The following is a 13,806-nucleotide window of genomic DNA, read 5'->3' on the forward strand; positions in this document are numbered from 1 at the left end:
CCATGCTGCAACGGAAACTCACGCTGGTGGAAATCGGCGTGGGCGCTCTGCCGTCCCCGACGCCGCCGGCGCCGCGCTTCTCGAACTGGTTCCCGGTTGCCTACCGGGCTCCGGATGTGCCGCCGGTGGAGGGGGTGACCCCGACCCCGGTGGCCGATGGCGTCCTGCTCGAATGGCCCGCCGTGGACCAGGCCGGCGTCATCTACGTGATCGAGCGTGGCCCGGCCCAGGATGGGCCGTGGACGGAGATCTACCGCACCACTGAAACTCGCTACGTCTACAGCGACGCCAGCGGCACGCAGTGGTGGTTCCGGATCACCCCGACGGTGCGGGGCAAGCCAGGTGGCGGCACGGTGGTGGTGGCCACGCCGACGCCGGCCACCGCTGATCTGATCGAACAGCAGCTGCGGTTGAGCAAGGAAATTTCAGACCGGATTGAGGCTGATGCGCTGGAAGCGGCAGCCCGTGTCGATGGCCTGGCCGCTGCCGCCCGCGATCTGCTGGCCGAGGCGGTGCTGCGTGAGCAGGGCGTGGCCGATGCAATGGGCGCGATCGCGCAGGAGGCGCAGGACCGCGCCGCTGCGGTGCTCAATGAGCGGCTGGAGCGCGAGGCGGCAATCAGCCTGGAGGCAGAGACGCGGCAGAGCGATGTGGAATCGCTGTCGCGCGCGCTGTCCGAAGTCGTGGCCGGCAGCGGCACGCAGTTCGACAGCCGCAAGATCTGGTACTTCGACACTACCGCCGAGGACTGGACCGGCAACGGCGCTGCTCCAACGGTGATGGATGGCTGGCTGCGGCCGGCCAACGGCGCCGATTCTCCGTGGGTACAGTCTCCGCCCGCCCTGGAGATCGATGGCAGCGCCTATCGGTTCGCCAAGCTTCGGGTGAAGCGCGTGGGCACGCCGGCGTGGAGCGGCACGCTGCAGTGGATCACTGCAGACGACCAGGCCTGGGACGATCAGAAGCGCGTGCCAGTGCCTGAGCCGCTCTGGGACGACCATGGCGTGGCGACTGTGGACGTGGCCGATATCGCCTGGTGGCCGGGCGAGATCGATGCCATCCGGCTGCAGTTCGGCGATGAGCAGGCGGTAGCCAACTACTTCCTGTTGGACTGGGTGGCCATCGGCCGCCCGACCCCGGGCGCCGGCGTAGCCCTGGTGCAGGATGAGGCACGGGCCCGAGTGGCCGCTGACAGCGCCGAGGCCAGCCGAAGGGAGACGCTGGCCGCGCAGCTGCGCGGCGACTATGACGGCACGGACATTTCGCAGGTAGCCACGGGGCTTTTCGCTGTTGAACGGGATGCCCGCGTAAGCGCAGATGAGGCCAGCGCCACCGCGATTGAAGTCCTGCAGGCCCGCATGCCTGTGGGTGACGGGGTGCTGGCCACCGAGGCCAGCGTTACCGAAGAGAGCCAGGCCCGGGCAGACGGTGATAGCGCCAACGCTGAGGCCATCCAGCTGGTGCAGGCCCGCATGCCGGACGGCGAGGGGGCCGTGGCGTCCGCCGCGGCGCTGGAGTCCGTATCGGCAAGGGTGGAGGAAACCGAGGAAGGGCTGCGTGCGGTCGGTGAGCGCGTAACCTCGGTCACCGCGCAGCTGGAAGGTCAGCACGCAGGTGATGAGGACTCCTTCGCCGGGGATGAGGACGTATACGCCGGCACGCGCACGGTGCTGTCCGCCATCGCCGAGGGGGATCTGGCTCAGGCCCAAAGCGTCACGCGGCTGGATGCCGAGCTGGGGCAGTTCAAGGCGCTGGCCACGCAGCAGATCGAGGCGGTGGCCACCGACGTATCTGCGCAGGCAGAGCGCGTGGACGCGGTGCAGGTCGAGCTGGAGGGCAAGGCATCCGCCGAGGCCGTCTCCCAGCTTCGGGCATCGGTCGAGCAGAACGCCGACGGGATCGTGGCCGTGTCCGAATCCCTGCAGGGGGTCAAGGTTGAACTGGGCGAGAAGGCCAGCGCGCAGGTCGTGCAGGGCATGGAAGCCCGCGTGCAGGAAACCGAAGGTGGCTTGGCGCAAGTAATGGCCAAGGCCTTTCTGCACCTGATTGCCGATAGCGGGGCTGGTCCGCTGATCGGCGGTATGGAGCTGGGCAACGACGGCAACGTGGTCAGCCTGCGCTTCCTGACGAACAATATGGAGATCGTCGCGCCCAATGGAGCAGCCGAGGGCATGGAGTGGCGCTCGGGCTACCTGCGGGTATGGAAGGGCGCCGCGCAGCGAATCATCGGCCCTGGCTTCGGCGCCCCCGGCGACAACCTGGTGGACTACTTCGGACCGAACGTTGGCGCCGCGGCCGCTTCCAAGGCCAACGCGATGATGTGGATGGACGCCAGTGGCAGTGCTTACTTCGGTGGGCAGCTCTCCGCCGGCGTGCTGCGCAACGCCGTGCAGACTACGACCACCCAGGCAATTGGTACGGAACTGGTCAACGGCCCGTTCTCCACCAATGGCCGGGTGCGCACCGTCACCGTCAGCTTCACCAGGCGTCATCGGCGGACGCAGACCATATCTGGCTCGACCGGGTTTGTTGCCGGCGCAGGCCAGAACACCGCGCGGGTGGAGGTCTATCGAAAGATCGGGAACGCTGCCGAGACGCTCTGGCAGGTGCTCAATGCCGCCGGCGGCGTGGTCATCAATAACGAGCGCGATGGGCCCGACGAGGCCGATTCGTCCTGGGGCGGAGCCTTCACCATCAACGACACCAGCCCCAGCTCCGACACGGTCCAGTATCGCGCGGTGATTACCGGCTTTACCGAGCAGACCGTGACGCACACCTCTGGTTCGTTCCAGGGGCAAACCCTCACGCAGAGCCTATCGATGATCTCGGTAGAGCAATAGCAGGAGCCGCAATGGCACTTCAACAGATCGATATCAACACGCCGCAGCCCAACGGCAAGTTCGGCGAGTCCACGCGTTCGGCGAACATCAAGCACAACAGCAACATCACCGAGGTGGGGCAGCGGCTGGAAGCCTTGGAGGCAGACAGTGGTGGCGCCGGTGAGGCTATCGATGATCTGCGTTTGGACCTGCAGCAGGAGGTGCTGGATCGGCAGCAGGCCGACGCGGACGCTGGGGCGCGCATCGATGCGGAGCAGGCGGCACGCCAACAGCTGTCGGAATCGGTGTGGGAGCGACTGCGCTCCCTGGCTAAGAACTTACTTATCAACGCCGATTTCGACATTTGGCAACGTCGAACTTCGGGGCGTGTTGGTGTCGGTCCTGGCAGTCTGGGTTCAGAAGCCTACTTCGCAGATCGCTTCTCAGCGTCGGCGCTCAATTGCAACCTCGACGTGTCCCGCGGCATCGTTGGTGCAGGTGTGACCAGTCTCCCGCCCCGCGTAACCAATGCGATTCTTTACAACGTAAATTCGCTTGGAAGCAACCCCGCGGCGTGGAGCGGGCAGCGGATCGAAGATGTGCGGTCGGCGCAGGGCCAAGTCACCCTTTCCATGTGGCTTAACGGTGATGCTGGGCGAAAGGTTGGCGTTCGCGCGATTCAACAATTCGGGTCCGGTGGGTCTGCCTCTGTGACCACTGAGGCTGGGCTGATCGAGTGTCCGACAACCCCAACCCTTGTGCATATCACTTTCACTGTTCCCAGCACCGCGGGAAAAACCATCGGCGCAAACAGCAGCTTGTACCTGGTGATAGATTTCTGTGGCGGTGGTTACGGTGGCCAGATCGCAAGCCAGTCCGGAGCGTTCGCTATTTCTGAGATGCAGCTTGAGTTCGGTGCTGCCCCGACGGATTTCGAGCGCACACCGGAGGCTGTGCAGCTTCTGAACTGCCAACGCTACTATCAAAAGAGCTTCCCTGTTGGGGCGGTGCCAGGCGCTGGCGTAGCGGGCGGCGTCATGGCCCCCGGTGTAGCTTTCTCAGGCACTGCAGCACGCGTGTCCCAGCGATTTCGGGTTGACATGCGAGCAACCCCGGCCGTCACCATCTATCGCAGTAGTGAGACAGAAAGCGGGAGCGCCAATGGGGTTGTCCTGTATAACCCGTCCGCTGGGGCATGGACGAACCACGCAAATGCGGCCAACGTCAGCGCCGCTACAAGTACAGGTTTTCAGGTTGACGCATTTGCGACATTCGCCATGACGGCTGGCTTTTCCTATCTGTCGGGCTTCAATTGGACTGCCGAAGCGGAGCTCCCCTAATGTATAGATTGACCGACAGCCCCGATGTAGTTTTTTGTGTTGATACCGGCGCGTTCATTCCGCGTGGCCACTGGATGTGGGATGCGTACCAGCAATGGCTGGATGCTGGAAACGAACCGGCTCCTGTCGCACCCGCCGGGCCGGTCCCGCACTCGCCTGAGCACTACCGAGCGATCCGTGATGCAGCATTTGCCTGGATGCGTAGCGTGGTTGAGGCGCGCGGCTATGAGACCATCGAGAGCTGCGCCAGCTACTACAACAGCAGCGTCGAACGGTATCGGCTGGAGGCGCGTGCTTTGGTCGCCTGGCGCGATGACGTGAACCAGACTCTGGAGCAGCTGGTTCTGGACCCGCCGCCAGGCGTCATCACATGGGACCAGGTGCGCGCGCTGTTGCCGCAGCCCGAGGCGCACCCTTGGCCGGGCGCGGTGGAGTTGCCTCTGGGCGCTGAGGCCGCGCCGCCGGTGGCTATCTCCTAAGCCACAACCTGCAGCAGATCCTCGCGGTTGTTCTTGGGGGAATTCACCGCGCGGCTGACGCGGTACGCTTCCATCGCCGGCGGCTCGCTGGCCAGCAGCATGGCCATGGCATCGTCTGGGCCCGCTGCCAGCCAGTCATCGATCTGGCCGGCCTGCAGCCACACCGGCATGCGGTCATGGATATCTGCCGACACCCCGCTGCTGTCCCCGGTGATGATGGTGAAGGTGCCCAGGTTGCCGTCGGGTAGCAGCGGGCTGGTGTCTTCCCACAGGCCTGCGGCCAACAGTGGCCCGGATGCGTGGATGAACCACGGATCCTTCTTCCCGTCCTCGGTGCTGACGGACCATTCGTAGTAGCCGGCCATGGGCACCACGCAGCGGCGCTTCTTGAAGGCAGCGCGGAAGGCGGGTTTGGTGGCCACCGTCTCGATGCGGGCGTTGATCGTAGAGCCCTGCAGGCCCTTGGCCTTAGCCCAGAAGGGCAGGAGGCCCCAGGCCATCCGGGTGACCTGTCGCCCTTCGCCGCGGTCCAGGATCACTGACGCGCGCTGTGTCGGCGCCAGGTTGAAGCTGGACTGGATCTCGGCCAGGCCGGGGGCAAGGTCCGCCATGCCCGGCTGGCCGAAATTCACAACGGGAAGCTGGACGAATCGGCCGCACATGGGCGAAGGGTAGCCCCGCCGGCCGTGCCAGTGGCGTGTAGGGTCCGCCTGACGCGAGGCAGCGGCCTTGCCCGATAGTCGGGCGCAGGCGAGGGTGCCATTCTGCGGTTGCCGGATCCGGGGCCGCAGGCCGCTCAACCCGGATGCGCCTGAGCAGCGCTAGGCCGGCACCACCACAATGGTTCAGGCGACACTTTCGCCGCCGTCGCAGCATCTGCGACCGCCGGGCGTATGCTCCCGCACATGCTCACTCCCAGCGCCTACCAAGGGTTCCGCTCCGCCCCGATCCCGTCTGGGTGGGTCCAGACGGGTGACCGGTGGGCGCTTTGGTACAACGGGCGGGAGACGGCAAGCGTGGTGCCAGATGGCCGGCCAGGCCTTCGCCTCTGGATGGAAGGCCAGAAGTTCTGGCAGGTGAAGGATGTGCGCGTGGCCAGCGTCCGGCAGGGAAAGCGCTTCGCTGAGCGCTGGTGTGCTGCCAGGCTCTACCCGGGCCTGCCATTGCGCGAAGCCGTGGCACGCCTGACGGATAACACGCCCCTTGAGCTGACGCCGCCGCTCCCCGGCCTGCCGCCGACGCGCGAGCAACTGCAGCAGGCCCAGCGCCTGGACGAGGCCTCAGCGGTTGCCGCCGCCAGAGTCAAAGCGGCGCTGGAACCACGGCGGGCGCCCGTGGTGACCAAGCCCAGGGCAAAAGATCCGATGAAAGCCTGGGTGAGGGCTGATCGGTTAAAGCTGGCGCGTTTCGACCCTAAAGCGTGACCTGTAGGTCAGTTCGACATTTTGACGCTTGAGGCTTGGTGGTAGGCTCGGCTTCTCACCATTGAAGCTTGACGTATGGATACTGCAGTTTTTTCAGCTGTAATCGGTGCCAGTGCGGCCGTCGTTACAGTACTGGTGACCGTAGCGGGAGCGATATTGGTAGCAAGATCTCAGTTGCGCCATGATCGCGAAGAACGGGCGAAGGACCGCGCGCTGCAGTCCAAGCGAGATCGCCTTTTTGGCGCGTTGGAGTTTGCCAATGAAGCCATGCGATCCATCACCAAGCTGGGCAATGCGGAATGCTCCATTGGGGACGTGGCCGCCGAGTTCAATAAAGCTATCGCTGGGCTATCGGCCTCGGGCGGGGTCGCAAGCTTAGAGGTCATGGCTCGAGGCCGGGACTTGGTGGGGGAGTGCGGGCGGCTGCTGCTAAGAGGTATGGCAAAGCGACGGCGCCTAGATAATCAACCGCGCGATGGGGCTGACGACTGGGTGGTTTTCGGCGACTGGATCGTGGGAAGCCAAGTCGAACTGGAGTTGCCGTACTCCCGTTTTCTCGCCGCGGTCCGCCGGGACCTGGGTATCGAGGGGGCGTCTGACCGAGAGGTACTCGCATCCATCACAGTAGAGATGGACCCCCTGAAAAGAGCGGCCGCAGAAGCGTTTGCTGTCCTGCAAAGCCGGTAAATGACGCTCCGCAATGCCGCGAAACATGCCACTTTCGCCCGCAAAAATGCTGGCGTTGGAGCTGTCTTTGCGGAGCGCGATTGAGGTCTAAATTATTGAAATGTAAGTGTTTGTCCTGTAGTTTCCCAAGCTACTGACGTGGGTTCGATTCCCATCGCCCGCTCCAGCATTCCAAACCCCGGTAACGGTCAGCCCGTTGCCGGGGTTTTTTTCAGGGCTGGGCTGCAGATGCCATCAGCTCGCCTTTCTCCAGATGCAACACGCGCGAGGCATACTCGGCAGCCTTGGGGTCGTGGGTGACCATCACCAGCGTTTTGCCGTATTCATGATTCAGCTGCTGCAGCAGCTCCATGATCTCTACGGCTGACTGCCGGTCAAGATCACCGGTGGGCTCATCGCAGATCAGAAAGTCGGGGTCGGTCACAATCGCCCGCGCGATGGCCACACGCTGCTGCTGGCCCCCTGACAATTCCGATGGGCGGTGGCGCGCACGGTCGGCAAGCCCGACCAGCTCCAGCGCAATCGCGGCGCGTCGACGCCGTTCCGCACCGGGAAGTGGCGTGAGCCGAAGCGGCAGTTCCACATTCTGCAAGGCGGTCAAGCTGGGCATCAGATTGTAGAACTGGAAAACGAAACCAACGCTGCGGCTGCGCCACGCCGCCAATTGGCTGCTGCCCAGTTGGTCAACGCGCGTTCCATCAACAAGAATGCTTCCGGCGCTGGGTTCATCTACGCCGCTCATCAGGTTCAATAGTGTGGTCTTGCCTGATCCAGAGGGTCCCATCAGGGCCACGAACTCACCGGCGCGTACCACCAGGTCAATGGCCTGCAGTACCTGGATGTGTTGATTGCCACGCTGGTAGGACTTGCTGACGCCGGAAAGCGAAATGGTGCAGGACATGTTGGCTCCAGTGGCCTTGGGGGAAGTCACGAGGACGACGGCGTGGCAGTGGCGGGAGTCGACTGCAGTGCCCTGCCTTGGAAACTGACACGGGCGGCCATATCGGGCAGGATGCGCGGGTCGTGTGTGTCCAGGCCGATCCGGGCGCGCACGGTTGCCTTGCCCCGGTCAGCCGTGGGGATGATGGCGATGACGTTCCCCGCCAGGTCCAGTTCGGGGTAGGCGTTCAGCCGGATTAGGGCTGGCATTCCAGCTGCGATCCGGCTGATGTAGGCCTCGCCAACATCCACTTCGATTTCCAGCGAGTGCATGTCCACGATGGTTGCGATGCCCGTGCGGGTGAAGCCGCTGGCTGCGCTGGGCGAAATGATCTCGCCTACCTGTGCAGCCTTGGAGGTGACAACGCCAGCGAAGGGCGCGCGGATGACGGTCTGCTCCAGCAGTACCTGCGCCGCCTCGACCTGTGCTTTGCTGGCCTCGGCCGTGCTCCGCTGGGCGGCAAGTTGCGCACGCAGGCTTGCCACCTTGGCCAGTGCCTGTTCGGCATCCTGATGGGCCAGCAGCTTACGATCTGCAAGCTCGATGGCGCGTTGGGCATCGCGTTGAGCCTGATCGAGCTGCGTCTGGTACTGCTGCGCCAGCTTCGTGGCCGCGGCGTACTGGCGTGCTGCTATGTCCCGCGATGCACGGGCGGACCGTCCATCCAATCGGGCCAGTATCTGGCCGGTCTCGACCTCCTCCCCCTCTTCGAAGAGCACTTCGGTCACCATGCCGATGGTCTGTGCCGACACAGTGGCGGTACGACGCGCCACGACATAGCCGCTGGCGTCCAGGCCCATGGATGACGGATCTGCGGCAGGGAGGGAAGGGAGCGTAGTGACCGCGGCGCGGTTGCGATCGAAGGAGGTTGAAGGGGGGCTGCCGTGTCCTGCCAGTACCCACGCACCGATGCCGAGCGCCAGTAGAACGAGCACAGTCCAGACTTGCCATCGCACCGACGGCCGTATGCCAGAGATGGGCCCAACGGCCCCGGCGGCCGTGCCGCGTCGGAGCTGGTGGAGCAGATCGCTGCGAGAAGGGGGCGTTTTCGGAGTCATGGGGTATGCCTTCAGCAAGCCTGTTGAAGTGTTCGGGTCAGTTCTTCAGTGCCTGCGCCAAGCCACGGCTGAGGGTGCGACGCAGCGGCAGTACAGAACCCAGTAGGGCGAGAAGCAGGGCATACGCCAGCACCGCGGAAACCACGGTGGAATCGACGACGAACGTTGCATATACGGCCTGGCTCGCGCCCGACGTGCCAAAGTGGGTACCGTCCAGGAGGGCATGGACCAGCGCGGCGGCCATCAGGGACGTCAGCACTCCGACGATTGCCACCTCGGTCAGGACGGCCAGCCAGATGGATGCTGGGCTGAAGCCCAGCGCCCACAGCGTGGCCAGCTGGCGGCGACGCTTGTCCAGGACCATGTCCAGCGCTGTTGTGATGGCAAGTGCGGCTCCCGCGCCCAGCAACAGGGATACCCCCAGCGCAGCTGCAGTGACCAGACGAGTCAGAAACCCCATCTGCTGCTGGTAGTAGTCCACCTGTCCTACGAACCGGACCCCTTCCAGCCGGGGATCAGCCTGGCCCGCTGCGATCAGCTCGCCCAGCTGATCGGGGCCAGTCAACTTGATCCATGCGGAGGAAACGCCGGACGGCCGATTCGATGCTGCCTGCAGCGCTGACTGTTCTACCCAGATCTCCGACTCCCATAAGTTCCCACCGGCCTCCAGCAGACCCACCCGTCGCCACGTCGCCCCCAGCAGCTCGGTGGTGGCCTGGTTCAGCGCTGGATACTGTCCTGCCAGCGTGGCGCTCCCTAACCACTGCCGTTGACCAGGTTCAAAACGTCCGGTTGCATGAATCGGCACATTGTCTAGGAGTGCCCAGGTATTGCGATCAATCCCGCGAAGCTGCACGGTCCCGGGTTGGCCATCGGTGCGGGGCAGCCGGGCGGTGGCAAGGAACTGGAGCGCCACGTTTGGCCGGCCATCGACATCACGCGCAACCTGTGGAAGCTGTGAGAGCTGGGCCACTTGCCCCTGTGAAAGGCTGCTGCTGGATTCGTCCACGGCGTTGGCGGCCATCGCCAGTGCGATGTCGGACTGCCCCGTCTGGCGCGTGATGCGGTCAATGCCCGCCGGAATGGACAGCATGACCGTCAATGTTGAGGCGGCTATGGCGAATCCGGTGAAGATCATCAGCGCATCGTGGGGGCGGGTGCGATGCATCGATAGCAGAATGAAGAGCAGTTGACGGACGTGTCCGGTCGTACGCATGAACGGTTTCTCCGGGGGGGGGCGTCACGGCTGCAGGTGATCGACTGGCCGCAGGCGTGCAATGCGGTAGGCGGGCAGGGCCAGCGCGGCCACGGCCAGTAGCCCCAGTCCTGCGGGTAGCCACAGCAGCGCCCAGTCGGGCACCCGCAGTTGGCCCACTAGCCACTCGACCTGCGGATTCACTGCCGACATGACGGCGATGCTACCCAGCAGTCCCAGCAACACTCCCAGCACAAGCTGGGTCCCGAGTTCGGCGCTCAGTGCTGCGAACTGCAGCCGGCGACCGAAGCCCAGTGCCAGCAGCCCCGCCATGCTGGCGCGCCGCAGCGCGACCAGATGGGCCAAGACCGTGACGAACACCAACAGAGCGCAGGCGGCCATGGCGAGCATGACGATGCCAAGCAGATCCTGGACCTGACCGAATCGACCCAGCGCACTCTGGACAGCCGTACTGGGTTCGGCAAGCAACGGCGGGTCGCGGCTGGCGAACTTGTGGTTAATGGCATCGGCCAAACTTTCGATGGTGGCAGCGTCTCGTGCCGTTACTGTGCCGCGCATGACCCGATTCTGCTGCGCCACGGGAAGCAGCCTGTTGATGTAGTCATAGTGCGCATAGGCAATGCGATTGCCCAGTTGTGCTTGGGTCAGTGGCAGCACATCGATAATCGTCACTGGCATCACGATGCCTGAGAGGAGCTCTGCGGGTTGCAGGCTCATTCCGGCTTTCAGGTTGCAGCGCTCGGCAAGTTCTGCGCCGATAAGTATTCCCTGTTCGGTGCCGCGCCAGCGTTCGATCATCTCCCCCGGAACCCCGCTGGAGCGGAGTCTGGCAACGGTGCCGGAGCCGCCAATGGCGTTGAGCGGTATGACGCTGCGGCCTGCGCCGCAGGGGAGTGCGGTGACACTGAGGTAGGTGGTACCGGCGACCCCGCTATGCCGTTCCAGTTCGTGCATGTAGCGAAGCGGGTAGGCGTCTGCCTGCGCCCGCGCGTTGGAGATGGCCAGACCTGCATTGATGCTGCCCCCCGCCCGCGATACCAGGAATGGATCGGTCAAGGCAGACAGAACGACCCATGCGAGCACAGTGACCGCCAGTGTCGCTACCAGATACAACCCCCTGAACTGCTGTTCGCGTAGGCGCACCACGGCCAGGAAGAAAGAAGCGCTGAGTGCGTTGGCCATGATTCAGCGGTTGAAGGCGAGGTCAACGGCCCTGACGGCACCGGGCTGACTGGCTTGAAGCGACGCCATTGCCGCATGGAATGGCTGGCACGGCTGGGCACAGGATTCGCTCCTCAGCAGCAGCAGGGTCCACGCCCCCTCTGGCACTGCTCCCGTGTCCACACCCAGGGTTTTCAGCAGGCCGGTCACCTGAGTGAGCCGCATGGTCGATAGTGGCGCTGCCTGCGGCGCGGCCAGGATGGCCTTGGCCGCGTCAAGGTCGTCGGCATTGTCGATCCGGGCGACCAGATGGCCTGCTGGCGAGTAAACCCAGATGGCCGGCAGTTGTACGTTTGGAACCGGTTCGTTGGCAGCCGCAAGATAGGCCTGGAAGAACGCACGTACATCCGCTTTCCCTGCCGTCGCGTTCTCAGAGCCGTATGAAGCGAAGGGCAGGCCGCACATCAAGGCGAGACCAGCCGCCACCCCCATGGAGATCTTCATGGTGTTCCTTGCTTTCAATGGAGCGCGATGGCCCGGGCGCGCAAATCGCCCCCGGGTGATCTGAATCAGAGAACGACAATCACGCAGAGATTGGCGTCGCAGATGACGATGACATCGGTCGCGGGTGCGTTTTCAGCTGCGAGAGCGTTGCTGGAACCGAATACAGAAGCAGCAAGCAGTGCAGTGGCAAGCATCGAAGTGCGGATCTTCGTGAACATGCAAAACTCCATTTCAGTGGATGAGTGTTGGACTTCCACGCCCTCGGCGCCTTGGGCCAGTGCAATGTAGGAATGCGATCGATACGACTGCAAGGCGTCGGCCCGCTTTTCGTAAAATTCTCAGACACCGGCGGGAAATCACGACATTTGGCGGTCGAAGATGCCCCTCTGGGAGTCGCCGCTGGCCTGCCCGTGCGGGTGGACTCCGATGGGCGTGCCTTGCCAGGCAGGCACCAGCGTCAGGTTCTGCCCTCGAAAGAGACAGGGGGCTGTGAACGCAACCCACACCAGCATCATCCCGCCGCCACACGCCCGCGCTATGCTGCGCGCCTGCCGCCCGATGCCCCCGCGATGAAGCTCGCCATCCTGTCCCGCAACAGTTCCCTGTACTCCACCCGTCGGCTGGTCGAGGCCGCGCGCGCGCGCGGGCACACCGTGCGCGTGCTGGACCCCCTGCGTTGCTACATGCGCATTGCCGCCGATGGCTTTTCGATGCATTACAAGGGTCGGCCGATGACCGGCGTGGATGCGGTCATTCCGCGCATCGGCGCCTCCATCACCCGCTACGGCACCGCCGTACTGCGCCAGTTCGAACTGATGGGCGCGCGCACGCCCAACCCGTCAGACGCGATCCTGCGCTCGCGCGACAAACTGCGCGCGCATCAGTTGCTGGCGGCCAAGGGCATCGACATGCCGGTCACCGTGTTCGGCGACAACCCCGACGACACCGTGGACCTGCTGTCCATGCTGGGCCCGGCCCCGCATGTGGTGAAGCTCAACGAGGGAACCCAGGGACGGGGCGTGATCCTGACCGAAAAAGCCAGCGCCTCGCGCGGCATCGTCGAGGCCCTGCGTGGCCTGTACGCCAACTTCCTCATGCAGGAATTCATTGGCGAGGCCAAGGGCGCGGACCTGCGCTGCTTCGTGGTGGGCGACCAGGTAGTGGCGTCCATGCAGCGCCAGGCCGCCGAGGGCGACTTCCGTTCCAACCTGCACGCCGGCGGCACCGCCCAGCCGGCCAAGGCCAGCCGCGCCGAGCAGCAGGTGGCGGTGCGCTCGGCCAAGGCGCTGGGCCTGTCGGTCTGCGGGGTGGACCTGATCCGCTCCCAGCGCGGGCCGTTGGTGCTGGAAGTGAACTCGACCCCGGGCCTGGAGGGCATCGAGGCCGCCTGCGGGGTGGACGTGGCCGAGCGCATCATCGCGCATGTGGAAAAGCTTAAAAAACCTTGATATTCAATGGCGTACGGTTTCGTTCAGCTGGCAGGGACGGGTTTAACACCGCTTTAATCGGCCGGGGCGTAGTCTCCATTTCACCGCAGCTCTGCCTCTCAGCAGGATCGGTAATCGGGATGACACTTCAAGCCCAGGCGGCGCAGCGCCGTCTGGGCTTTTTTCTTGCCGCGCAGCAACTTGCGCACGGCGGGGTCTTGGCTGAACATGCTTGGGCCACTACCGGCACACCTAAGGAGGGGAATGTGATGCGTAAGGTTGCATGTGCTGTCCTGTTCGTCCTGGCCTCCGCCAGCGCTGCGGCAAGCAGTGGCACGGCCGGCCCGCTGGATGTCAGCCGCCCGGCCGATCTGGTCAACACCCAGATTTCCACCATCCGCGCCGATCTGGCCAAGGGTGAACTCTATTCCGAGATTTCTGCCGGCGAGCAGGCGAAGGTGAGCGATGCGCTGACCCGCATCCAGACCGCCATTGACCGCAGCGGCGGCGCTGAACTTTCCACCAGCCAGCAGGTCTCTGTGTTCAACGACCAGGAGATCGTCAACACGGTCTTGACCCGCGCCAAGGATGATAGCCGCATGATCTGCAAGCGCACCCGCGCGGTGGGCAGCAACATGGTGACCTCGCAGTGCATGACCGTGGCCCAGCGCCGCGCGTTGCGCCGCGACAGCCAGCGCGACCTGAACGACGTCCAGCGCAACCGACCGTTGCCGGAACGCTAAAACACCAA

General features: G+C 64.5%; 14 protein-coding genes and 1 tRNA gene. 8 read left to right on the forward strand and 7 right to left on the reverse strand.

Annotated features, from left to right (window positions below):
- Positions 1-2 precede the first annotated feature (2 nt).
- The 3 genes from G4G00_RS08200 to G4G00_RS08210 are packed head-to-tail and all read left to right on the forward strand — an operon-like array spanning position 3 to position 4,638.
- Entirely contained in the window at positions 3-2,840 is a 2,838-nt protein-coding gene (locus tag G4G00_RS08200) for a hypothetical protein (RefSeq protein WP_164272514.1), read from the forward strand.
- A gap of 11 nt (positions 2,841-2,851) precedes the next feature.
- Positions 2,852-4,159, forward strand: a complete 1,308-nt coding sequence (locus tag G4G00_RS08205; RefSeq protein ID WP_164272517.1) for a hypothetical protein — start codon at positions 2,852-2,854, stop codon at positions 4,157-4,159.
- Positions 4,159-4,638, forward strand: coding sequence for a hypothetical protein (locus tag G4G00_RS08210; protein WP_164272520.1), 480 nt, complete (start codon positions 4,159-4,161; stop codon positions 4,636-4,638). Before G4G00_RS08205 ends, G4G00_RS08210 begins: the two co-directional genes overlap by 1 nt.
- On the opposite strand, the gene G4G00_RS08215 is transcribed toward G4G00_RS08210, so the two are convergent.
- Positions 4,635-5,300 carry an SOS response-associated peptidase gene (locus tag G4G00_RS08215; RefSeq protein WP_164272929.1) on the reverse strand — a complete coding sequence of 222 codons (666 nt, stop codon included), beginning with the start codon at positions 5,298-5,300 and terminating at the stop codon, positions 4,635-4,637. The genes G4G00_RS08210 and G4G00_RS08215 overlap by 4 nt on opposite strands.
- Before the next feature lie 243 nt (positions 5,301-5,543).
- Between G4G00_RS08215 and G4G00_RS08220 the strand changes: the two genes are divergently transcribed.
- The 3 genes from G4G00_RS08220 (at position 5,544) to G4G00_RS08230 (ending at position 6,915) form a co-directional block, all read left to right on the forward strand.
- Complete coding sequence (locus G4G00_RS08220; RefSeq protein ID WP_164272523.1) at positions 5,544-6,062, forward strand: hypothetical protein; 519 nt, start codon at positions 5,544-5,546, stop codon at positions 6,060-6,062.
- A 75-nt stretch (positions 6,063-6,137) separates the two neighbouring features.
- Positions 6,138-6,749 (forward strand): hypothetical protein, encoded by a 612-nt coding sequence (locus G4G00_RS08225; RefSeq protein ID WP_164272525.1) that lies wholly within the window; start codon positions 6,138-6,140, stop codon positions 6,747-6,749.
- Positions 6,750-6,797: 48 nt separating this feature from the next.
- Positions 6,798-6,915, forward strand: a tRNA-Gly gene (locus G4G00_RS08230).
- A gap of 45 nt (positions 6,916-6,960) precedes the next feature.
- Here the strand turns inward: G4G00_RS08230 and G4G00_RS08235 are convergent.
- The 6 genes from G4G00_RS08235 to G4G00_RS08260 form a co-directional block, all read right to left on the reverse strand.
- Positions 6,961-7,650 (reverse strand): ABC transporter ATP-binding protein, encoded by a 690-nt coding sequence (locus G4G00_RS08235; RefSeq protein ID WP_108753975.1) that lies wholly within the window; start codon positions 7,648-7,650, stop codon positions 6,961-6,963.
- Positions 7,651-7,676: 26 nt separating this feature from the next.
- Positions 7,677-8,489 (reverse strand): efflux RND transporter periplasmic adaptor subunit, encoded by an 813-nt coding sequence (locus G4G00_RS08240; RefSeq protein WP_159094008.1) that lies wholly within the window; start codon positions 8,487-8,489, stop codon positions 7,677-7,679.
- A 295-nt stretch (positions 8,490-8,784) separates the two neighbouring features.
- Entirely contained in the window at positions 8,785-9,963 is a 1,179-nt protein-coding gene (locus G4G00_RS08245) for an FtsX-like permease family protein (protein ID WP_164272528.1), read from the reverse strand.
- Positions 9,964-9,987: 24 nt separating this feature from the next.
- Positions 9,988-11,145: an FtsX-like permease family protein gene (locus G4G00_RS08250; RefSeq protein ID WP_164272531.1), complete on the reverse strand. Its 1,158-nt coding sequence runs from the start codon at positions 11,143-11,145 to the stop codon at positions 9,988-9,990.
- 3 nt (positions 11,146-11,148) lie between these two features.
- Positions 11,149-11,628, reverse strand: a complete 480-nt coding sequence (locus G4G00_RS08255) for a hypothetical protein (RefSeq protein WP_108753971.1) — start codon at positions 11,626-11,628, stop codon at positions 11,149-11,151.
- 65 nt (positions 11,629-11,693) lie between these two features.
- A complete protein-coding gene (locus tag G4G00_RS08260; RefSeq protein ID WP_164272534.1) occupies positions 11,694-11,846 on the reverse strand; it encodes a hypothetical protein in 153 nt (50 codons plus the stop codon).
- Positions 11,847-12,197: 351 nt separating this feature from the next.
- On the opposite strand from G4G00_RS08260, the gene rimK reads away from it, so the two are divergent.
- Positions 12,198-13,076 (forward strand): 30S ribosomal protein S6--L-glutamate ligase, encoded by an 879-nt coding sequence (gene rimK, locus G4G00_RS08265; RefSeq protein ID WP_164272536.1) that lies wholly within the window; start codon positions 12,198-12,200, stop codon positions 13,074-13,076.
- 248 nt (positions 13,077-13,324) lie between these two features.
- Complete coding sequence (locus G4G00_RS08270; protein WP_108753969.1) at positions 13,325-13,798, forward strand: hypothetical protein; 474 nt, start codon at positions 13,325-13,327, stop codon at positions 13,796-13,798.
- Positions 13,799-13,806: the final 8 nt, after the last annotated feature.

The sequence above is a fragment of the Stenotrophomonas sp. B1-1 genome (genome assembly GCF_010894375.1).
Taxonomy (GTDB): Bacteria; Pseudomonadota; Gammaproteobacteria; order Xanthomonadales; family Xanthomonadaceae; genus Stenotrophomonas.

Coding starts and splice junctions, on each gene's coding strand:
- G4G00_RS08200 (WP_164272514.1), top strand. CDS start 3: ATGCTGCAACGGAAACTCACGCTGGTGGAAATCGGCGTGGGCGCTCTG.
- G4G00_RS08205 (WP_164272517.1), top strand. CDS start 2,852: ATGGCACTTCAACAGATCGATATCAACACGCCGCAGCCCAACGGCAAG.
- G4G00_RS08210 (WP_164272520.1), top strand. CDS start 4,159: ATGTATAGATTGACCGACAGCCCCGATGTAGTTTTTTGTGTTGATACC.
- G4G00_RS08215 (WP_164272929.1), bottom strand. CDS start 5,300: ATGTGCGGCCGATTCGTCCAGCTTCCCGTTGTGAATTTCGGCCAGCCG.
- G4G00_RS08220 (WP_164272523.1), top strand. CDS start 5,544: ATGCTCACTCCCAGCGCCTACCAAGGGTTCCGCTCCGCCCCGATCCCG.
- G4G00_RS08225 (WP_164272525.1), top strand. CDS start 6,138: ATGGATACTGCAGTTTTTTCAGCTGTAATCGGTGCCAGTGCGGCCGTC.
- G4G00_RS08235 (WP_108753975.1), bottom strand. CDS start 7,650: ATGTCCTGCACCATTTCGCTTTCCGGCGTCAGCAAGTCCTACCAGCGT.
- G4G00_RS08240 (WP_159094008.1), bottom strand. CDS start 8,489: ATGGGCCTGGACGCCAGCGGCTATGTCGTGGCGCGTCGTACCGCCACT.
- G4G00_RS08245 (WP_164272528.1), bottom strand. CDS start 9,963: ATGCGTACGACCGGACACGTCCGTCAACTGCTCTTCATTCTGCTATCG.
- G4G00_RS08250 (WP_164272531.1), bottom strand. CDS start 11,145: ATGGCCAACGCACTCAGCGCTTCTTTCTTCCTGGCCGTGGTGCGCCTA.
- G4G00_RS08255 (WP_108753971.1), bottom strand. CDS start 11,628: ATGAAGATCTCCATGGGGGTGGCGGCTGGTCTCGCCTTGATGTGCGGC.
- G4G00_RS08260 (WP_164272534.1), bottom strand. CDS start 11,846: ATGTTCACGAAGATCCGCACTTCGATGCTTGCCACTGCACTGCTTGCT.
- rimK (WP_164272536.1), top strand. CDS start 12,198: ATGAAGCTCGCCATCCTGTCCCGCAACAGTTCCCTGTACTCCACCCGT.
- G4G00_RS08270 (WP_108753969.1), top strand. CDS start 13,325: ATGCGTAAGGTTGCATGTGCTGTCCTGTTCGTCCTGGCCTCCGCCAGC.